Origin of the sequence: Pseudomonas poae, from assembly GCF_001439785.1 — a bacterium.
Classification (GTDB): domain Bacteria; phylum Pseudomonadota; class Gammaproteobacteria; order Pseudomonadales; family Pseudomonadaceae; genus Aquipseudomonas; species Aquipseudomonas poae.
Map to the genome: position 1 here is coordinate 330,673 of NZ_JYLI01000001.1, position 21,246 is coordinate 351,918.

The window sequence follows — 21,246 nt, forward strand, 5'->3', positions numbered from 1 at the left end:
GGTCAAATCGCCTCTAGTTCGCTCAAAAAGTCACGAAGGTCATCAAAATCTTCCACGGTGCCGGCGCGCAAAGTGGCTGCGGCCTGCACATAGGCCTGCAGCGATTCGGTCTGGAACAGCTCCATCAGCGGCACTTCCAGGCCCAGTTCGGCCTGGACCCGCGAGGTGATCTGGATCGCCAGCAGGGAATGCCCGCCCACTTCGAAGAAGTTGTCGTTCAGGCCCACCTGCGGCAGGTGCAGAATGTCGGCCCAGATGGCAGCGATCTGCTGTTCCAGTTCGCTGACCGGCGCCACGTAGCGCTGCTGCATCTGGCTGGCGTCCGGCACGGGCAGGCCCTTGCGGTCGAGCTTGCCGTTGGGGGTCAGCGGCATCTGCGCGAGGAACACGAAGTGCGCGGGCACCATGTAGTCCGGCAAGCGCACCTTCAAGGCGCGGCGCAGGGTATCGCGCCACGCGGCTTCGTCGGCCACCGCCTCTGCCGCCACCACGTAGGCCACCAGTTGCTTGCCGGTCGGGCCGTCCTGGGCGACCACCACGGTTTCGCCGACGTTGTCCTGCTCGCGCAGGCGCGCTTCGATTTCGCCCAGTTCGATACGGAAACCGCGGATTTTCACCTGGTGGTCGACACGGCCGAGGTAGTCCACCACGCCATCGGCGCGCCCTCGGGTGAGGTCGCCGCTACGATAGACGCGACTGCCGGGCTGGCCGAACGGATCCGGCACAAAGCGTTCGGCAGTGAGGGCCGGGCGCTCCAGGTAACCACGGGCCACACCCTCCCCGCCCAGGTACAGCTCGCCGGCCACGCCGATGGGCTGCAAGTTCAACTGCGCATCCAGCACGTAGCCGCTGCGATTGCCCAGCAGCGTGCCGATTGGCGCATACACGGCGCCGCACGGGTCACCCCGGCGCGCTTTCCACAGCAGCGGCGTGACCACGGTCTCGGTGGGGCCATAGCCGTTGAACAGGTAGGTGGGTTTCAGCGCGCGCCAGGCCAGGTCGTAGCTGGCTTGCGCCACGGCATCACCGCCGAAGCAATAGACCCGCACGGCCGGTGGATTGCCGTCGCGCTCGGCATGCTCGGCCAGTTGTTGCAGGTACACCGGCGGGAACACCGCCATCGTCACGCTGTGGCGATGCATTTGCTGATAGGTGTATTCGGGCAGCCACAGGCTGTCATCGCGGATCAGCACGCTGGCGCCATTGATCAGCGGGTGCATCCAGCCTTCGTGGGAGCCATCGAAGGCGAACGACATGAAGTGCAACTCGCAATCGGCCGGGCCGGTTTCGTAGCGCTCGCCGGTGGCGATGATGTGCGCCACCAAAGGGCCGTGCGCCACCGCGACGCCCTTGGGCATGCCGGTGGAACCCGAGGTGTAGATGACATAGGCCAGGTTGTCGCCCTCCAGCGCGACAACCGGTGCCGTGTCGCTGTCACCGGCCCAGTCCTCGGTGCGATCAATCGCCAGCGTCGCGACCGCCTCAGGAACCGGCAACTGCTGCAACGCACAGGTATGCGTCAGCAGCAGTTGTGCGCGGCTGTCCTGCAGCATGTACAGCAATCGGTCACGCGGGTACTCAATATCCAGCGGCACATACACGCCACCGGCCTTCATTACCGCGAGGAACGCCACCATGATCTCGGCACTGCGCGGCATGGCAATCGCCACCCGCACTTCCGGGCCGATACCCTGGGCGATCAAGGCATGGGCCAGGCGGTTGGCCTGGCTGTCGAGTTCGCCGTAGGTCAGGGTCTGCGCGTCGAACTTGACCGCCACCGCCTGCGGGGCTTCCCGCGCTCGGTCGGCGATCAGTTCGTGCACCAGCCGCTCAGCCGGGAAGCCGGCGTCGGTGCGATTCCATAGATCAAGAATATGCTGTTGCTCATCCGCATCCAGCAAGTTGAGCGCGCCGATAGGCTGTTGCCGGTCGGCAACCATCGCCCGCAACAGGTTCTGCCAGTGGCCGGCCATGCGCTCGATGGTCGCCGGCGCGAACAGGTCGGTGGCGTAACTCAGGGACGCGCGCAGCGCATGCTGGCTTTCTTCAACGTCCAGCGCCAGATCGAACTGCGCAATGTCTTCATCCCAGCTCAACACCTCGATACTCAAATCGTCCAGGCGTTGCAAATGGCTGTCGACAGACGTCTGGCGATGGTTGAACAGCACCTGGAACAGCGGGCTCAGACTCAGGCTGCGCTCGGGCTGCAAGGCCTCCACCAGTTGCTCGAACGGCAGGTCCTGATGAGCCTGGGCCTCCAGCGCGCGCTGGCGGGTTTGCTGCAACAGGTGCTCGACGCTCATCTGCCCGTGGATATCGGCCTTGAGTACCTGGGTGTTGACGAAAAAGCCGATCAGCCCTTCGGTTTCCACGCGATTGCGGTTGGCAATCGGCACGCCCACGCGCACGTCTTCCTGACCGCTGTAGCGGTGTAGCAAGGCCTGATAAGACGCCAGCAGCAGCATCGGCAGGGTCACTTCACAGCTGTGCGCCAGGCTGCGTAAATCGGCCAGCAGCGGCGCCGGCAACTCGATGCCCAGGCGCGCGCCACGGTGGCTTTGCACGGCCGGGCGCAGGTAATCGAACGGCAATTCCAGCACCGGTTGCGAGCCACCCAGTTGCTCGCGCCAGTACGCCAATTGACGCGCTTTCTCGCCGGCCTGCATCCAGTCACGTTGCCACACGGCATAGTCGGCGTACTGGATCGGCAGAGCTGGCAAGTCCGGCGTGCGGCCGTGGCTGAACGCGGCGTACATCTGCACCAGTTCCTCGACCATCAATTGCATCGACCAGCCATCGGAGACGATGTGGTGCTGTACCAGCACCAACACATGCTCATGGGCCGCCAGACGCAGCAGCCTGACCCGCAGCACGGGCCCCTGCCGCAAATCGAACGGCTGCCCGATGATCTGCGCAACGTCGGCTTTCAAGCGGGCTTCATCGCTGTCGCTCACTTCGACATCGATCAGGCCCGAGTCCTCGATGACCTGCACCGTCGCGCCGCCCTCTTGTCGCAGGTGCGTGCGCAGGCTTTCATGGCGCGCCAGCAAGGTGTCGACACTGCGTTGCAACGCGGCCAGATCCAGCGGGCCGTGCAAACGCAGGGCGCTGGGGATGTGGTAGGCGGCGCTGTCAGGGTCCAGTTGCCAGAGGAACCACTGGCGTTCCTGGGCGTAGGACAATGGCAACGGCTGGCTGCGGTCAACCGGGACCAGCGGCGGTGCGAGCACCGCCTCCTCGCCCAGCGCCAGCACGAAATCACCCAGCAGCGGCTGTTCGAACAGGCGCTTGAGCGGCACTTCCAGCGCCAGTGCCTGGCGCACGCGGGACACCACGCGGGTGGCCAGCAACGAATGGCCACCCAGCTCGAAGAAGTGATCGTCGAGACCCACCTGCGGCACGCCCAGAACCTCGGCCCAGATCGCCGCGACGTGCTGCTCGCGCACGCTGACCGGCGGCACATGGCCTTTGCTCGGCAGCGCGGCGTCAACCCTGGGCAGGGCCTTGCGGTCGAGCTTGCCGTTGGGGGTCAGCGGCAGGCAGTCGAGAAACATCACCTGCGCGGGCACCATGTAGTCCGGCAAGTGTGCACGCAGGGCGGCTTTATAGGACGCCTGAGGTTGCGGTTGGGCGGTCACCAGATACGCGATCAGGCGATCGTTATCGGCCAGCACCACGGCCTCGCGCACACCGACCTGTTCGCGCAGGCAGGCTTCGATTTCGCCCAGTTCGATACGGAAACCGCGCACTTTCACCTGATGATCGACCCGACCGATATACGCCACCACGCCATCGGCGCGGTAGCGTGCCAAATCGCCGGTGCGGTACAGGCGCTCGCCCGGCGCACCGTAGGGGTTGGGCACAAAACGCTCGGCCGTGAGTGCCGGCCGCGCGTGGTAACCGCGCGCCAGGCCGACGCCGCCGATCAGCAGTTCGCCTGCCGCACCCACCGGGCTTGGCGTCAGCCCGGCATTGAGAATGAACAGCGCGGTATTGGCCACCGGCCGCCCGACAAAAGGCTGCGCGGTGGTCAGGCGATGCGCCGCCGACCAGATAGTGGTTTCAGTGGGGCCATACAGGTTCCACACCGGGCCTTGCAGATCGAGCAGGCGCTGGGCCAGGTCGACCGGCAGTGCTTCACCGCCGCACAGGCACTGAATGCCATTCAGCAACTGGGCCCGCGGGCTTTCCAGCAGCATGCGCCAGCTGGACGGAGTGGCTTGCAGCACGGTGACAGCCTGATCGTGGGCCATGTCGATGATCGCTTCGGGATCGAGGGCCATGTCCTGATCGCTGAGCAGCACCATCGCGCCCACGGTCAACGGCACGTAAAGCTCCAGGGCAAAAATGTCGAACGAGAACGTCGTCAGCGACAGCATCCGCGCCTCGCGTCCGATCTCCAGAGTAGCGGCCATGCCGCTGGCAAAGCTGCACAGCGCCTGATGCGGCACCATCACGCCCTTTGGCTTGCCGGTGGAGCCGGAGGTGTAGATCACGTAGGCCAGGTGCTGCGGCGCCACTTCGACCTGCGGGTTGTGCTCGGCGCTCTCGGCGCAGTCCATCGTCAGCACCTGCACACCGTCGGGCAGCGGCAGGCGTCCGAGCAATGGCGGCTGGGTCAGCAGCACCCGCGCACGGCTGTCGTCGAGCATGAACGCCAGACGGTCGGCGGGGAATTGCGGGTCCAACGGTACATAGGCGCCACCGGCCTTGAGGATCGCCAGCAGGCCAACCACCATCTGAAGCGAACGCTCGACATGCACGGCCACCAGCACGTCAGGGCCCACGCCCGCCGCGATCAGGCGATGGGCCAGGCCGTTGGCACGGCGGTTGAGTTCACCGTAGCTCAAGGCGTCGCCGTTGAATTGCACGGCGGTCGCGTCCGGCTGCGCCAGCGCGTGTGCCTCGAACAACGAGTGCACGCAGCGCTCGCGCGGGTAGTCGACCTGCGTGCGGTTCCAGTCTTCGAGTATTTGCCGGCACTGCGGCGCGCTGAGCAGGGTCAGTTCATCCAGGGCCTGGGACGCATCGCGCACCACCGCACGCAGCAGGGTGTGCCAGTACTCGGCCATGCGCTCCACGGTCGCGGGCAGGAACAGGTCGGTGGCGTAGGTCAGCGAAGCCCACAGGCCATCGGCGGACTCTTCGGTTTCCAGGTTGAGGTCAAATTGGGTGGTGTGAGCTGCCCAGTCCACCGGCTGCAGGTCCAGCCCGGCCAATTGCAGGGGGGCGGTGCGCCGGTTGTCCTGGTGATTGAACATCACCTGGAACAGCGGGTTATGGCTGAGGCTGCGCGCCGGTTGCAGCGCTTCAACCAACTGCTCGAACGGCAGGTCCTGATGGGCCTGGGCTTGCAGAGCGCGTTGCTTGACCTGGGCGAGCAACTGGTCGAATGGCATCTGCCCATGCAGGTTGGCCTGGAGTACCTGGGTGTTGACGAAAAAGCCGATCAGGCGCTCGGTTTCCAGGCGGTTGCGGTTGGCGATCGGCACCCCGACGCGCACCTCGGTCTGCCCGCTGTAGCGATGCAGCAAGGTCTGGAACGACGCCAGCAGCAACATGAACAGCGTCACGTCCTGACGCTGGGCGAGTGCCTTGAGTTCGGTCACCAGCGCAGTGTCCAGGTGAATCTGCCGACGCGCACCGCGATGGCTTTGCACCGCCGGGCGCGGGTGGTCCAGCGGCAGTTCCAGCAGCGGATGCTCGCTGCCCAGCGTCGCGCACCAGTAATCGAGCTGGCGCTGCTGCTCACCGGCGGCCATCCAGTCGCGCTGCCACTGCGCATAGTCGGCGTACTGGAGCGGCAACGCCGGCCGTTGCGCCTGGCCCTGATACAGCGCCACCAGCTCATCCACCATCACGTGCATCGACCAGCCGTCGGAGATGATGTGATGCTGGGTGATCACCAGCACCTGGTGCTCGGCGTCGATTTCCAGCAGTTTCACCCGCATCAGCGGGCCGTTGCGCAGGTCGAAGGGCCGCTGGATTTCCTGCGTCACGGCCTGCTCGAGCGCCTGGGCGTCGATGGGTTGTCGTTCGATCGGCATGGCGAAAGAGGGGTGAATCATCTGCCAGGTACGCTCGCCCTCCTCCACAAAGGTGGTGCGCAGTGGCTCGTGGCGTTGAACCAGGCACTGCAGGGCGCGCTCAAGGGCCGCTGTATCCAGTTGACCGCGCAGGTGCAGCGCAATGGGCACGTGGTAGGCGGCGCTGGTAGTGTCCAGTTGCCAGAGGAACCACTGGCGTTCCTGGGCGAACGACAGGGCCAGCGGTTGATCACGATCAACGGCCGTCAGAGCCGGTGCCGTATCGGCCTGCAAGCCGGCGCAGGCCAGGGCGAAGGCTTCCAGCGTCGGCTGTTCGAACAACGCCCGCAACGGCACTTCCAGCGCCAGTTCGTGGCGCACCCGCGAGACCACCTGGGTGGCGAGTAATGAATGACCGCCGCGCTCGAAGAAGTGGTCATCGAGGCCCACCTGTTCAACCTGCAACACGGTCTGCCAGATCCCGGCCAAGCGCTGTTGCAGCGGGCTTTGCGGTGCACGGTAAGCCTGCAGCGTCAGGTTCAGGTCCGGTGCCGGCAGTGCGCGGCGATCCAGCTTGCCATTGATGTTCAGCGGCAAGGCGTCGAGGACCACCCACTGCGCGGGCACCATGTAGTCCGGCAATGAGCGGCGCAGGGTCGCCGCCAGCGCCTGGGTGTCCAGGCTGTGTGCCTCGGTTGCGACGACATACGCCACCAGCTGCGCACCGGTCGCGCCCGGCAGGGCCAGCACGGCCGCTTCACGCACCTGCGGCAAGGCTTGCAGGCCGGCCTCGATTTCGCCCATCTCGATCCGGAAACCGCGAATCTTCACTTGATGGTCGATGCGCCCCACATACTCCAGCGCACCGGCCTCGGTGTAACGGGCCAGGTCGCCGCTGCGGTAGAGCCGCGCACCGGGGACACTGGAAAACGGGTCCGGCAGGAAGCGTTCGGCGGTCAGCGCCGGACGCTCGAAATAGCCCTGGGCAAGGCCGGCGTGTGCACCGATGCACAACTCGCCGACGCCGTCGGTGGCGAGCAACTCGAAACCGCTGTCGAGCACGTATAACGCACGGCCCGCAATTGCACGGCCAATCGGCACGCCAAACGCGTCGCCGGCGTCGGTCAACTGGCAGTCATGCACGCTGGACACCACCGTGGCCTCGGTCGGCCCGTAGGTGTTGAGCAAGCGCACAGCGCCCAGCCCGGCCGCATGCCAGGCGCGCACGCCTTCCACGGCCATGGCTTCCCCGCCCACATGCACTTGGCGCAGGTTGCCCAGAGAGCGCCGCTGCGCAGCGCACTCCTTGGCGAGCAAATACCAGTAAGCGGCGGGCAAGTCGGCCAAGGTCACGCCCTGGTCGACGATTTCCCGCGCCAGTTGCCCGGCGTCCCAGAGCTCGTCGCCGCGCATGATCAGTGCCGCGCCCGCGCACAGCGGCGGGTAGCACTGCTCGACAAAGCCGTCGAAGCTGAACGTGGCAAATTGCAGCACGCGGTCTTCTGCACTCAGCTGGCTGTAGCAGTGGGCACTGTCGCAGAACTGACCGAGGGCGGCGTGATCAATGGCCACGCCCTTGGGCTGACCAGTGGAGCCAGAGGTGTAGATCACATAGGCGAGGTCGGCGGCCTGCGCATGGTTGGGCGGATTGGTTGCCGGATAATCGCCCAGCTCATCACCGCCGGCGCTGAATGTCAGGCGCGTCAACCCTGACGGCAACGGCAACTCGGCCAGCAGGCCGGTTTCGCTGAGCAACAGGTCCAGACGACTGTCCCTCAGCATGTAGGCCAGACGCTCGGCCGGGTAACTCGGGTCCAACGGTACATAGGCGGCGCCGCTTTTGAGCACCGCCAGCAGGCTGACAATGAGCTGTGGGCCGCGCCGCGACGCCAATCCCACCCTGTGTCCCGGACCTGCGCCCAGTTCCAGCAAACGGTGCGCCAGGCGGTTGGCCCGCGCATTAAGTGCGGCATAGTCCAGCCGCTCGTTGCCCGCCTGCACGGCGAGGGCGAACGGCGTGGCCAGGGCCTGGGCGGCGATGCGCTCGTGCACCCGCAGAGGGTGCGGCGCTGCAGCGGACTGCTGGCTGAGGACGAGCATTTCGCGCTGCGCGTTGGCGTCCAGCAGTTGCAGACTGCCCAGCGGCCTGTCGGCATCAGCCATCATTTGCCCCAGCAGGTGCTGCAGGTTGGCGCTCAATCGCGCCACCTGCGCAGCACTGAAGCGCGCGCGCTCATAGCTCAATTCCAAACGCAGGCTGTCGCCCAGTTCGATGCCCAGCGTCAGCGGGTAGCTGGTGCGCTCGTGGTTGTGCAGTGGCCCGAAGTTCAGGCCGGCAGGCGCGCCCTGCTTGAGTGCTTCGGCGACCGGGAAGTTTTCGAACACCAGCAGCGTGTCGAACAGCGCCCCACCCTGTTGGCCGGCCCAGCCCTGGATGTTGTAGAGCGGCACCTGTTCGTGGTCGCGAAGGCTGAGGTTGAGTGCCTGCAACTCGCCCAGCCACGCGCCTGTCGACTGAGCTGGCGAGGCCGCACTGATGATCGGCAGGGTATTGATGAACAGGCCCAGTTGCTGCTCGATGCCCGGCAGCGGCGCGGACCTCCCGGCGACCGTGGCGCCAAACACCACGCAATCCTGGCCGGTGTAGCGTTGCAGCAACAGGCTCCAGGCGCCTTGCAGTACGGTGTTGAGGGTCACTTTGTGCTGGCGGGCGAAAGCGCCAAGGGCGACGGTGAACTCGCTGCCGAGCACCACCTGATGGTCGGCCATGCCCGCGCCGTCCACCGGCGCACGCAGCGCATCGGCCAGCAGGGTCGGTGCCTGCACAGGCGCAAGGGCGGCTTTCCAGAACGCTTCGCCCGACGCCTGCTGTTGCAGCCAGCCGAGGTAATCGCCGAACTGTCCCAACGGCGCAGGCACGACGTGGCCCGCGTAATGGGCGATGACTTCGCCGAGCAGTTGGGCGTTGCTCCAGCCGTCCATCAAGATGTGGTGGCTGGTGAAAATGAAGTGCCAGGCGGTCCCGGCGCGACGCACCAGCAGCAGACGGAACAGCGGCGCGCGGTCGAGCACGAAGCCCTGCTCGCGCTCGGCATCGGCCAGCGCATCGACGTCGGCGTCCGGGTCTTCGATCACCTGTAATTGCAAGTCGACCTGGCGCTGGACCAACTGATGGGCACTGTCCAGGCCCAGCCAGTGGAAGCTGCTGCGCAGGATGTCGTGGCGATCCAGCGCAGCCTGCCAGGCACGTCCGAACTTCAGCAGGTCGAGGCCCTCGATATCCAGGCGCAACTGGTTGATGTAGGCCTGCGCCTCGGGTTCGTAGAGCGTATGGAACAGCATGCCCTGTTGCATCGGCGACAACGGATACAGGTCAGCGATGGCCGGCCCTGGCACCGGCAACGCATCCAGCTGCTGCTGGCTGAGGCGCGCCAGCGGGAAGTCCGACGGCGTGACTTGCCCGGCAGGCGTCGCACAGCAATGGGCGATCAAGGCCTTGAGTTCGACGGCGTATTCATCCGCCAGACGCTGGATGGTTGCCGCGTCGAACATCTCGCGACTGAAGCCCCATTGCAACGCCAGTTCACCGCCGTACACCTGCCCTTCCACCGTCAACCAGTTGGCCAGCGGCGCCTCGGGGTCCTGGGCCTGGCCACTGCCCTGGTTGGCCGGAACGAACAGTGCCGACTCATCGAACTGGCGATCGAACTGGCCCAGGTAATTGAAGGTGATGCGCGGCGCGGCCAGGGTCGACAAGGCAGCGCCTGCGTCGGGCGTGCCCAGGTAGCGCAACAGGCCATAGCCGATGCCTTTGTCGGGCACCGCGCGCAGTTGCTCCTTGACCGCCTTGATCGCGCCGGAGAACTCACTGCCCGCCTCCAGCCGCAGCGGAAACAGGCTGGTGAACCAGCCGACCGTGCGGCTCAGGTCGAGGCTATCGAACAGGTCTTCGCGGCCATGGCCTTCCAGTTGAATCAACGCGGCCGGTTGCTCGCTCCAACGGCTGATGACACGCGCCAGCGCGGTCAGCAGCAGGTCGTTGACCTGGGTGCGGTAGGCAGCCGGGGCGTCTTGCAGAAGTTGGCGCGTGTGCTCGGCGTCAAGACGTACTTCGATCTTGCTGCCCAGACGGTTCTGCAGGCCACCTTCGGGGTGGTCGCAAGGCAGCTCGGTGTCGACGGTTTGCGCCTGCCAGTACGGCAGTTGTTCGTTGAGCGTTTGCGCATGGTCGTGCAGATGTTGTGCCCAGTGCTGATAGGCACTGGTTTTGGCCGGCAGCGCGGCATCACGGTAGGCCTGTTGCAGGTCTTCCAGCAGGATGCGCCAGGACACGCCGTCCACCACCAGGTGGTGGATCACCAGCAGCAACCGCTGGGTGCCATCGCCCATGGTCACCAGGGCAGCGCGCAGCAGCGGGCCGTGCGCCAGGTCGAGACTGCGCTGGGCTTCATCGCACAAGGCGGCCAGTTCAGCATCGCTGTTGGCCTGGGATTGCCACAGCGCCGCTTCAGCGACCGGCGTTGCGTGGCTTTGCGCACAGCCGTCGGCCTGCGGCACAAAGCGCAGGCGCAAGGCGTCGTGATGGTTGATCAACTGCGTCAGCGCTGCTTCAAGACGAGCAGGCGCGAGGGTTTCGCGCGAGGTCAGCAACAAGGACTGGTTCCAGTGGTGACGCGCCGGGATCGCCTGGGCGAAAAAGTGCTGCTGCACCGGGGTCAGGCGCACCTCGCCTTGTACCGGGCCCTGGTCAATCAGGCTGACCGGCGCGACGCTTGCCACGAGCGCGAGGCTGCGCACGCTCTGGTACTGGAACAGGTCGCGCGGGCTGAGGCGAATTCCCGCCTGGCGCGCGCGGCTGACTACCTGGATGGAGATGATCGAGTCGCCGCCCAGCTCGAAGAAGTTGTCGTCCAGGCCGATCTGTTCCACGCCGAGCACGTCGGCCCAGATCGCCGCCAGGGTCTTTTGCAGGGCGTTTTCCGCTGGGACAAAGACGTGTTGCGGCGTGGCGTCCGGCACCGGCAATGCCTTGCGGTCGAGCTTGCCATTGGCGGTCACCGGCAGCTTGCTCAGGTGCACAAAATGGGTGGGCACCATGTAGTCGGGCAGGCTGCCGAGCAGCCAGGTGTTGAGATCGGTCGGCGCTTCGCCCTCCGCTACCAGCCAGGCCACCAGCTGTTTGCCGCCTTGTACCAACACCACGGCTTCACGCACCTGCGGGTGCTGCAGGAGGCGGGTTTCGATTTCGCCCAGTTCGATGCGCAGACCGCGCAGCTTGACCTGATGGTCGAGGCGACCGAGGTAGTCGATCACGCCATCGGCACGCTGGCGCACGCGGTCGCCGGTGCGGTACAGGCGCTCGCCTGCGGTAAACGGGCTGGGCACAAAACGCTCGGCGGTCAACCCCGGGCGCCGGTGGTAACTGCGCGCCAGACCAATGCCGCCCAGGTACAGCTCACCGGACACGCCAGCAGGCACCGGGTTGAGTTGGGCATCGAGCACGTAGGTGGCGAGGTTGGCAATCGGGCGACCGATGGGCACGCTGTCGGCGCCCTCGTCGACGCAGGTCCAGTGGGTCACGTCGATGGCGGCTTCGGTGGGGCCGTACAGGTTGTACAAGGCTGCCGCCGGCAGCCGGGCGAACACCTGCCGCTGTGCGTCCAGCGCCAGGGCTTCGCCGCTGCACACGATGCGTTTGAGGCTGGCGCAGGCTTGCACGCCTGGCTCATGGATAAACGCCTGCAGCATCGACGGTACGAAATGCAGGGTGGTAATGGCGTGCCGGCCGATGGTCTCGATCAGCCGCGCGGGCTCGCGGTGTTCCCCGGGAGCGGCGACCACCAGGCGTGCGCCGGTCATCAGTGGCCAGAAGAATTCCCACACCGAGACGTCGAAGCTGAACGGGGTTTTCTGCAGGACCGCGTCACTGGCGTCCAGGCGATAGGCCTGTTGCATCCAGCACAAGCGGTTGACCAGCGCGCGATGGCTGTTGCCCGCGCCCTTGGGCTTGCCGGTGGAACCGGAGGTGTAGATCACATAGGCAAGGTTCAGCGCATCGGTGTCGACCTGGGGAGCTTGCGTACTGCAGGTGTCGAAACCGCTCAGCGCAGCGTCCAGCACGATGACCTGCAGGCCGTCCGTTGGCAGCAACGTCAGCAGGGCATCTTGAGTGAGCAGCAGCGCGACGCCGCTGTCTTCGATCATGTAGGCCAGGCGCTCGCGCGGATACTCCGGGTCCAGCGGCACGTACGCGCCACCAGCCTTGAGGATCGCCAGCAGGCCCACCACCATCTCGACGGAGCGCTCGACGCAGATGCCCACCAGCACATCAGGGCCAACACCGCGCTCGCGCAGGGCGTTGGCCAACTGGTTGGCGCGGCTGTCGAGTTCGGTATAGGTCAAGGTGGTGGCGCCGAACACCAGCGCGGGCGCGTGCGGCGTGCGCTGCACCTGTTCGGCGATCAACTGATGCAGCGCGCGTTCGCTGGGGTAAGCTTCGGCGGTCTGGTTCCAGGCCTGCACCAGCAGGTTTTGCTCGTCCTCATCGAGCATCGGCAATTCGCCGACACGTTGCTCGCCGTCACTGACCATGGCCTGCAACAGGCTGATCCAGTGCCGCGCCATGCGCTCGATGGTCGGCGCGTCGAACAGATCATTGGCGTAGGTCAGCGCGGCATGCAGGGTGCCGGACTTTTCCCAGGTGTCCAGGCTCAGGTCGAACTGGGTGGTGCGGCCCTGCCATTCCACCTCGGACAGCGCCAGGCCCGAAGCGGTACTCACCGATGCAATATCGGCCACCACCGGCTGATGGTTGTACATCACCTGGAACAGCGGCGTGTGGCTGAGGCTGCGCTCCACCTTGAGCGCTTCCACCAGGCGCTCGAACGGCAGCTCCTGATGCGCCTGGGCGCCGAGCGCATGCTCCTTGATGCCTTGCAGCAACTCGCCGATGCGTGTCTGTCCGGTCAGCTCGGTGCGCAGCACCTGGGTGTTGACGAAGAAGCCGATCAGCCCTTCGACCTCATTGCGGTTACGGTTGGCAATCGGCACGCCGACGCGAATGTCGCCCTGGCCGGTGTAGCGATGCAGCAGCACGTTGAACGCACCGAGCAACAGCATGAACAGGGTCACGTTGTGTGTTTGTGCGCAGCGGCGCAGTTGGGTGGCCAGCGCGGGGTCAATCGCGAAAGCGTGGCGTGTGCCCTGGTAGCTCGGCATCGCCGGGCGCGGGCGATCGGTGGGCAATTCCAGCACCGGGTGCTCATCGCCCAGGCGCGCCTGCCAGTAATCGAGCTGGCGGGCCTGCTCTCCGGCCTCCAGCCAGCGGCGCTGCCACAGGGCGTAGTCGCTGTACTGGATCGGCAGCGCCGACAGTTGCGGTGTCTCGTTGCGTTCATGGGCGTCGTAGAAACGGATGAACTCGTCGATCAACACGTTCATCGACCAGCCATCGGAGACGATGTGGTGCAGGGTCAGCAGCAGGACGTGCTCCCCGGCGTCGAGCCTGAGCAATTGCACGCGCAGCAAAGGGCCGGTTTCCAGATTGAAGGGCAGCAGCGATTGAGCGGTGGCCGCCGCGGCGACCGCCTGTTCGCGCGCAGCGGGCGCCAGGCCGCTGAGGTCCGACTGTTCAATCACCAACGACGGTTCGACGGCGACCTGCAGCAGGCGCTCGTCGGCCTGACGCTGGAACACCGTGCGCAGGGTTTCGTGGCGCGCGATCAGGCTGGCGAAGGCCTGCTCCATCGCGGGCACACTCAGCGCGCCCTTGAGCCGCACCGCACCGGGCAGGTTGTAGGCGCCGCTGGCCGGGTCCAACTGCCACAGAAACCACATGCGCTGCTGCGCGTAGGACAGCGCCTGACGGTCTTGCGCCTCCACGCCTGCCGGGATTGGAAACCGGGAAAAATCCACCCCTTCCTTCTGCAACGCCTGCAGGAACAGCTGGCGTTTTTCCAGGGGCAACCCGATAAACCGGCGAGCAAGTTTCAAGGAGTCTTCAGCATTCATTTCAAAGGGTCCGGAGCAATAGGCGGGAAGCACAAAGGCACGTCGTCCCTATAAAACGAACCGCGAAGGGAAAAATTAGCGTGGGAAGGCGGAGGCGCCAGCGCGCTGTCATCAAGGGTTACATCAATCGCAGGAAAGCATTGCGAACCCGAGCTAGCATTGACGTACACCACTTTTTGCAACTACATTTAGTTACAGGCAAGGATCGCCGTGTCCAAAAATGAAAAGCTGCTGGCCAAATTGCTCAACGAGCACATGGCCTTTACCTGGCCCGAGCTCGTCACGCTATTGCGTCGTCTCGGTTACACACAACTGGAAGGGGCTGGAAGCCGCGTCAAGTTCGACATCGGCGACCCGACGGCAATGATCACCTTGCACAAGCCTCACCCCGGCAACGAACTGAAGCATTACATTCGGCGCCAGATCATCGAACAATTGAAATCAGGAGACCTGATTCAGTGAACAACCAACTGAAACACAAGGGCTACATCGGCTCTATCGAAGCCAGCCTCGAAGACAACTGCCTGTTCGGCAAAGTCCTGTTCATCAAGGCGTTGGTGAGTTACGAAGGCAAGACAGTCGCCGAGCTGGACGCGGCGTTCCAGGAGGCGGTGGACGATTATCTCGCCACCTGCCAGGCGCTTGGGCAAACACCGGAAAAACCCTGCAAGGGGTCGTTCAATGTGCGGGTCGGGCATGACCTGCACCTGGCGGCAGCCCTTGAGGCCACCCGCAAGAAAGTCACGCTCAACGACCTGACCCGGCAAGCATTGAACGAGTTTCTGCAACAGCACGGCAAGGCGCCCTGCCCGGCCACTGGTTGACTGACCTGGCCGCCAGCCGGAACTGGCGGCAACCCCCTTATCAGATCAACCGCTTGATCTGCTTGTTGCGCCACACCAACCGGTAGTAGGCGATCTGCAGGGCAAGCATCATCAGGTAGGTCACCGGAAACGCCATCCACACGCCTTCGAGGCCGAAGTGCGCATTGAGCAGGTACGCCACCGGCAACTCGACGAACAGCACGCAGACAATCGAAATCACCACCGGCATCAGCACCACGCCGCTGGCGCGCATGATCCCGCCGATCACGGCCTGGAAACCGAACACCAGGATGCTCCACAGCATGATGTGCAGCAGGTGTTCGGCATTGACCCGTGCGGTGTCGTCGGTGATGAACAGCCCCAGCAACCAATGCGACAGGCCGTAACCCAGTACGATCAGGCCACCGGTCAGGCAGGTATTGATCAACAGTCCGGCGCGCAGAATCGGGCCGATGCGCTCCACACGCCCAGCGCCAATCGCCTGAGCGCCCAGGATCGAGGCGGTGATGGCAATCGACAATGCCGGGAACTGCACGTAGTTGACGATCTGCGTTACCGCGCCATAGGCCGCCGTGGCTTGGGAACCGTGGCCGTTGACCAGCGCCAGAATCACCAGTTCCGACAACGACAGCACCACCATCTGCAACCCGGTCGGCAAGCCGATGCGCAGCACCTTGCCGAGGATCGCCCGGTCCAGGCGCAACGCCGCGAGCAATTGGCGATCCGGCGCCATCACGTGTTTTTTATGGCGCAGACGCAGGATCAGAAACAGCATCGCCAGGGTGTTGCCCACCAGCCCCGCATACACCGCGCTCTGGATGCCCATGGGCGGCAGGCCGATCCAGCCGCGAATCAACGCGGGGGTCAGCAGCAGGCCCGTCAGGGTCGAGACCATCAGCGCCAGCAACGGCGATACCGTATCGCTGACCCCGCGCAGCAACTGGGTATAAAGGATGAACACCAGCAGCAGCGGCATGATCAACATCATGACCTGCGCGTAACCCACCGCGTCGTCGAGCACGTCCAGCGGCGTGCCCAGCGCCTGCAACGCAGGACGTGCAAACAGGCTGCCCAGCACCGCCGCGATCACCCCGACCAGCGCGCCGAGGGTCAGCGTGGCACCGGTGATGACCTTGACCATTCCCGTCTCGCCAGCCCCCCAGGCCTGGCCGATCAATACCGAAGCGCCCGCCCCCAGGCCGATCACCAGTGCAATGAAGAAGAACACGATGGGAAACATTCCCGACACTGCGGCCAGCGCCTGGGTGCCGAGCATCTGCCCGACATAAATGCCGTTGAGCGTGCCGGAAAAGCTTTGCAGGAAATTGGACAGCACCATCGGTGCGAGGAAGAACAGGTAGGTTTGCCACAGTGGGCGTTGCACAAGGTTTTGCATGAAAAACGGTGCCTCGAAGAACTAACGCATCCCAAGGTTATACCGTATGTGGATCCAATATTCGCGCGCTTGATCGATTTGATCAATGACAGGTGCGCGAATTACTGATTGGACGCGCCGGTTGCGGGTGAGTAGATTCCACGCCTGGGATAGCTATTAGCCATCACCTCCCATCCCTCTGGAATCGAGCCTCACATGAAAAAACCTGTCTCGTTGGCGATGCGTATCGGCCTGGGCTTCGCTTCCACCCTGTCATTGCTGGTGCTGATTACCGCCGTGGGTATCCAGCGCGTGGGCTTTATCGACAGCACGCTCAAGGACGTTGCCGAAAAAGCCGCCGTGGCTCAGCGCTATGCCATTAATTTCCGCGGCAGCGTGCATAACCGCGCCATTGCCATTCGCGATGCGGTACTGGTCACCGACGAGACCGCGCTCAATCGGCACCTGGCCGAGATCGACCAGCTCAAGCGCGACTACCAGGACGCCGCCGTGCCGCTTGATCGTCTGTTCGGCAACGGCGGCGCCAGCACCGAGGAAGCCCGACTGCTGAGCGATATCAAGGCCATCGAGACACAGACCCTGGCATCCTCGGAGCGCGTCATCAGCCTGCGCCGCGCCAATGACATCGCTGGCGCACAGGCGCTGTTGCTGGCGCAGAGCTCAGATCTCTATTCCGAGTGGCTCAAACGCGTCAATGCGTTGATCGATTTTGAAGAGGCGCGGATCCGGCACCAGCTTGACTCGGTGCAGAGCGCAGCGAGCAATTTCGCGGTGTTGATGCTGTTGGCCAGCGCCGTGGCGATTGTCTTGAGCGTGCTGGTGTCGTTGCTGATCATCCGCAAGGTCAAGGCCACCCTCGGCGCCGAGCCCGAAGAAGTGGCCGAAGCGATCCGTCGCCTGGCCCAGGGTGACTTGAACCAGAGCATCGACACCCGTCACCCCGACAGCGTCATGGGCATTCTTAAAAATGCCCTGATTCGCCTGGGCGACACCATCACCGAAGTGCGCGCGTCGGCACAGGCGCTGCGTGATTCGTCGGTGACCCTGTTGTCTGCGTCCGGCGAAAACCGCCAGCAGATCACACTGCAAACCAGCGAAGCCCAGCACGTGGCCGCCGCCATTACGCAAATGGCCGCATCGGTCAATGAAGTATCGGGCTACGCCTCGGCAGCCGCCAGGGCCACCCTGCAGGCCGATGCCGAAGTCAACAGCGGCCACCGTCTGGTGGGTGAAGTGAGCGTGGCGATTGAAGAACTGGCACAAATTCTCGAACAGGCCACTACCCGCGTCAATCAGGTATCCAGTGACAGCGAAAGCATCGAAACGGTGATTGAGGTGATCAACGCGATTGCCGCGCAAACCAACCTGCTCGCCCTGAACGCCGCCATTGAAGCCGCCCGCGCCGGGGAACATGGCCGCGGCTTTGCGGTAGTCGCCGACGAAGTGCGCTCGCTCGCGACCCGCACTCAGGAGTCCACCCAGGAAATCCGCGACATGATCGGCAAACTGCAAAGCGGCACTCAGAGCGCCGCCGACATCATGCAGCGCAGCCGCGCCCTGGCCCAGACCACGGTCGGCCAGACTCGCGATTCGCAAGCGTCGCTGGGCAAGATCAGCCAGGAAGTCGGCGCGATCAATACCATGAACGCGCAGATCGCCAGCGCCTCGGTGCAGCAGAGCGCCGCCGCTGAAGAAGTTGCGCAGAACGTCACGCGTATCCACAGCTCCACCGTACAGTCGGCTGCTGGCTCCGAAGTAGTGGCGAACGCCAACCAGGAACTGGCGGAACTGGCGGACAGGTTGAGCACCAAGGTAGCCTTTTTCAGCGTGGCGAGCCGCTGACCGCCAAAGGTTTGCCACGGTTGGGCAGCGGGCTTTACGGCTGCCTGGCCCGGCGTTTTTTGGCCTTGAGGTTGTCTGAAAACTTTTTGTACAGCGCTCTGACGAGCGTTCGTTGAGCGCGCATTTCGCGGCAGGCGTACCGCATCTCTCGATGCCGGTCCGTGTTGAGCAAAAGTAACCCCAGCAGCGGAAATACAACGCCCAGGGAAAATGCCAGGCGGTGCGGACAGTCGTCCAAGGTCGGCAGGACCAGCAAAAGGCAAACGGCGAAATAGCAAGCCATCCAGCCTGCGGCCCATTTACGCCCGCGTGCAATCATCCCATTGAGAAACACCACAGCAGCCGTCAACACGAGCACTACCCATCTGGACACTTCCGTTCTGAGCGCCGGATCGAGCTTGCGCAAATACACCGGTTCATTAAGCACAATCACAGAGGCGCCGGAAAGGACAGCCATGAACAGAGTGCCTACGAACACAGGAAGGTAGCGGATGACAACGCTCACCGTTGAATCATTCATTGCGCGCAGTGAAGCTTAGCCACACACACCGGCGTGATCGTTGCACCGCCGTGCAGGACGCGTCTGCGCGGGCAATGGATGCGGGGAAAACCCTCCCTGAATACGCTGAAAGTCACTCCTTTACTCCTCACCTTACAAGAGCGCAGAGGGTAAAGAATCCATCATGTACAAGAATGTAGGAGAAGTTCCTTTTTGCCGGAGGGCACTTCCCGTTATCTTTTTTTTGGCCGTCTGATCAATCGTAGGAATCGGAAAGTACGAGCGCCGCGGCGAGTTCTTCACGGGTCCGGCTGATGATGGCGCCTGCCGCGAGCAACGCTTCAACGGCATTGACGCCTCCCTCCGGCGTGATGGCACGGCAGGCCGGCAGATGCAGCACCACCGCCAGACCCGCCTTGAGCAGTTGCAGGGCGGTGGTCTTCACGCAGTAGTCCAGGGCCAGGCCGCCGACGATTACCCGCTGCACGCTGTGGGCCTTGAGGTACTCGATGACGCCCGTGGAGAGTTTGTCATGCAGATCGTGATAGCAGGCGCCGTAGGGGTGCAGGTCGGGCTCGACGCCTTTCCAGACGAAGTAATCGTAGTCGTAGGGCGTGGGCAGTTCATCCAGCAGGGTGAAGCCCTCGGTGCCAGGCACACAGTGGTTGACCCAGGTGACATCGGCATGCGCCAGGCCCGTGGGTTGCAGCATGTCGCTGTGCCGGGACACTACCCAGGGTGCGTGCGGAGTGTGTGCGTCCTTGCTGCCAATACGATGACCGGCAAGGCTGGCCATGTAGTTGAGCTCGGCGCCGATCTGGTCACCGCCGGCCACTGGCAACTCATTGGGGCACAGTGGCGTGAAGCTTTTCTGGGCGTCGACGTCGAATGAGGCGATGGCGATTTTTGCGAGCGGCATGGCGGTTCTCCGGTGGCCAGGCAAGAAGCGTACAGGGGTCTGTTTTTTGATCACAGTTTTGCCGATTGAAAGCCTGACGGTCAGGTAAGATAGCGCCGTTTGGCACAGCCTGCCCGTTGTGCCCGCCAACCCAAGTCGACTGCCCATGCCCTTCGAACTCAGTGTAGACCTCACCACCCTGGCCCTCCTCGCCGTGGTTGCCTTTATCGCCGGCTTTATCGACGCCATCGCCGGCGGTGGTGGCCTGCTTACCACCCCTGCCCTGCTCACGGCCGGCATGCCGCCGCACCTGGTGCTGGGCACCAATAAGCTGAGCTCGACCTTCGGCTCGGCCACCGCCAGCTTCACCTTCTACCGGCGCAAGCTGTTCCATCCGCGCCAATGGGTGCACGCCATTGTCGGCACATTGGTCGGTGCATTGACCGGCGCCGTGGTCGCGCACTACCTGCCTGCCGAAACCCTGAACAAGATGCTCCCGGTGATCGTCTTCGCCTGCGGTGTGTATCTGCTGTTCGGCGGCACGCCCAAGGCGCCGCTGGACGCCGATGCACCGATCAGGAAAAAATGGCAAGCCACCCAGGGCTTCGGCCTGGGCTTTTACGACGGCGTGGCCGGGCCCGGCACCGGCGCGTTCTGGACCGTGAGCACGATGCTGCTGCACCCCATCGACCTGGTAAAAGCCAGCGGCGTGGCGCGCAGCATGAACTTCGTCAGCAACGCGGCGGCGCTGACGGTGTTCATCATCAATGGGTCGGTGGACTGGATCGTCGGCCTGGCCATGGGCCTGTCGGTGATGTGCGGCGCGTTCTTTGGGGCACGCAGCGCAATCAGCGGCGGCGCCAGGTTCATTCGCCCGGTGTTCATCACCGTGGTGCTCGGTCTGACCGTGCGCCTAGCCTGGCAGCACTGGTTCGGCGTGGCCTAGGCGACGGGCCAGGTACAGGTCGATGAGATAGCGCGCAATCGAGCGCGACGCCGGCAACGGCGGCAATGCGTGGATATTGAACCACTGCGCGTCCTCTATCTCGTCGGCCTGGGGCACGATCTCGCCGCCGGCGTATTCGGCATGAAAGCCCAGCATCATCGAGTGGGGAAACGGCCAGCATTGGCTGCCCATGTACTGAATGTTCTTCACCTCCACCTGCACCTCTTCACGCACCTCGCGGATCAGGCATTCCTCGGCCGACTCGCCCGGCTCGGCAAACCCCGCCAGCGTGCTATACACCCCCGTGACAAAGCGCGGTGACCGCGCCAGCAGAATCTCATCGCCGCGCGTCACCAGCACGATCATGCTCGGCGAAATACGCGGGTAACTGCGCAAATCGCAGGGCTCGCAGAACATTGCGCGCTCGCGTGGCACCTGCACCATGGCCTGACCGCAGCTGCCGCAGAAACGGTGCTCACGCGCCCACGTGCCGATTTGCGCCGCGTAACCAAGCACCTTGTACACGGTGTGATCGCCCTGCAGCATGAAGCCGCGCAGGCCCTGCCAACTGCAGCCCGGCACCTGGGCGGCGCTGTTGAGCTCCAGCAGATACACCGGCTCGCCGTCGAGGAGACCGATGCCATGCTCGGCGAACACCGACAGCTCCTGGCGCTTGAGCCAGTCACGCGGAAACAGCGGACCATTGGCGTCATGTAAAAAGCCCTCGCGGCTGCGCGCAATAGCCCAGCCACCGGGGGCGTCGTTGTCCAGCAGCGTGTTGGTAATCCAGCCTGGGGTCATGTCA

The 21,246-nt window shown here is 64.3% G+C and carries 9 protein-coding genes and 1 pseudogene; 5 read left to right on the forward strand and 5 right to left on the reverse strand.

Annotated elements, in window-relative coordinates:
- Window positions 1-2 precede the first annotated feature (2 nt).
- Window positions 3-14,036: a non-ribosomal peptide synthase/polyketide synthase gene (locus TU75_RS01155; RefSeq protein WP_060547977.1), complete on the reverse strand. Its 14,034-nt coding sequence runs from the start codon at window positions 14,034-14,036 to the stop codon at window positions 3-5.
- A gap of 210 nt (window positions 14,037-14,246) precedes the next feature.
- Between TU75_RS01155 and TU75_RS01160 the strand changes: the two genes are divergently transcribed.
- Both TU75_RS01160 and TU75_RS01165 read left to right on the forward strand, forming a co-directional pair.
- Window positions 14,247-14,498 (forward strand): type II toxin-antitoxin system HicA family toxin, encoded by a 252-nt coding sequence (locus tag TU75_RS01160; protein ID WP_015372254.1) that lies wholly within the window; start codon window positions 14,247-14,249, stop codon window positions 14,496-14,498.
- Window positions 14,495-14,860, forward strand: a complete 366-nt coding sequence (locus TU75_RS01165) for a type II toxin-antitoxin system HicB family antitoxin (RefSeq protein WP_060547978.1) — start codon at window positions 14,495-14,497, stop codon at window positions 14,858-14,860. The genes TU75_RS01160 and TU75_RS01165 overlap by 4 nt, the downstream gene beginning before the upstream one ends.
- Before the next feature lie 40 nt (window positions 14,861-14,900).
- Here TU75_RS01165 and TU75_RS01170 read toward each other — a convergent pair whose 3' ends face one another.
- Window positions 14,901-16,256: an MATE family efflux transporter gene (locus tag TU75_RS01170; RefSeq protein ID WP_060547979.1), complete on the reverse strand. Its 1,356-nt coding sequence runs from the start codon at window positions 16,254-16,256 to the stop codon at window positions 14,901-14,903.
- Window positions 16,257-16,475: 219 nt separating this feature from the next.
- Here TU75_RS01170 and TU75_RS28430 point away from each other — a divergent pair.
- Both TU75_RS28430 and TU75_RS28435 read left to right on the forward strand, forming a co-directional pair.
- Window positions 16,476-16,958, forward strand: a pseudogene (locus TU75_RS28430) (MCP four helix bundle domain-containing protein); the annotation flags it as partial.
- A 426-nt stretch (window positions 16,959-17,384) separates the two neighbouring features.
- Window positions 17,385-18,098: a methyl-accepting chemotaxis protein gene (locus TU75_RS28435; RefSeq protein ID WP_420875626.1), complete on the forward strand. Its 714-nt coding sequence runs from the start codon at window positions 17,385-17,387 to the stop codon at window positions 18,096-18,098.
- 34 nt (window positions 18,099-18,132) lie between these two features.
- Here the strand turns inward: TU75_RS28435 and TU75_RS01180 are convergent, their stop codons facing one another.
- A complete protein-coding gene (locus TU75_RS01180) occupies window positions 18,133-18,603 on the reverse strand; it encodes a hypothetical protein (RefSeq protein ID WP_060547980.1) in 471 nt (156 codons plus the stop codon).
- Window positions 18,604-18,853: 250 nt separating this feature from the next.
- Window positions 18,854-19,516 carry an isochorismatase family protein gene (locus tag TU75_RS01185; protein ID WP_060547981.1) on the reverse strand — a complete coding sequence of 221 codons (663 nt, stop codon included), beginning with the start codon at window positions 19,514-19,516 and terminating at the stop codon, window positions 18,854-18,856.
- A 145-nt stretch (window positions 19,517-19,661) separates the two neighbouring features.
- On the opposite strand from TU75_RS01185, the gene TU75_RS01190 reads away from it, so the two are divergent.
- Window positions 19,662-20,441, forward strand: coding sequence for a TSUP family transporter (locus TU75_RS01190; protein WP_003233065.1), 780 nt, complete (start codon window positions 19,662-19,664; stop codon window positions 20,439-20,441).
- On the opposite strand, the gene nudC is transcribed toward TU75_RS01190, so the two are convergent.
- Window positions 20,409-21,242 (reverse strand): NAD(+) diphosphatase, encoded by an 834-nt coding sequence (gene nudC / locus TU75_RS01195; protein WP_015372258.1) that lies wholly within the window; start codon window positions 21,240-21,242, stop codon window positions 20,409-20,411. The genes TU75_RS01190 and nudC overlap by 33 nt on opposite strands.
- Window positions 21,243-21,246: the final 4 nt, after the last annotated feature.